At 50.9% G+C, this 446-nt stretch carries 1 pseudogene; it reads right to left on the bottom strand.

Annotation, left to right across the window (positions count from 1 at the left end):
- Window positions 1–446: pseudogene (gene yqjG / locus ACTD9P_RS29960) on the bottom strand (glutathionyl-hydroquinone reductase YqjG); the annotation flags it as partial.

Below are 446 nucleotides of genomic sequence, written 5' to 3'. Positions count from 1 at the left end.
AGATCCTGCCACGGACCAATTGAAATAATCCCCGTAGGGTTGATGGTCTTATGGCTGCGGAAGTAATGATTACGGATGTGATCGAAATTGACAGTTTCGGCGATCCCCGGCATCTGGTAGATATCGCGCAGGAAGCCATACAGATTCAGGTAATCGCTGATGCGGTGCTTATCACACTTGAAGTGGGTCACATACACTGGATCAAAACGCACCAGCGTAGTCCACAGGCGAATATCGGCTTCGGTTAGCTGGTTGCCGGTCAGGTAACGATGCTGGCCTAAAATCTGCTCCAGTCGCGCCAGCGATTCAAACACTTTCGCCACCGCCTCGTCGTAGGCTTGCTGGCTGGTGGCAAAACCAGCTTTATACACGCCGTTGTTAACGGTGTCATAAATCCAGCCGTTAAGTTCGTCAATTTTCGTTTGCAGGGCTGGTGGGTAGTAATC

The sequence above is a fragment of the Pseudomonas onubensis genome, from assembly GCF_965653655.1.
Classification (GTDB): Bacteria; Pseudomonadota; Gammaproteobacteria; order Pseudomonadales; family Pseudomonadaceae; genus Aquipseudomonas.
This window is presented reverse-complemented; position numbering and strand designations above follow the sequence as displayed.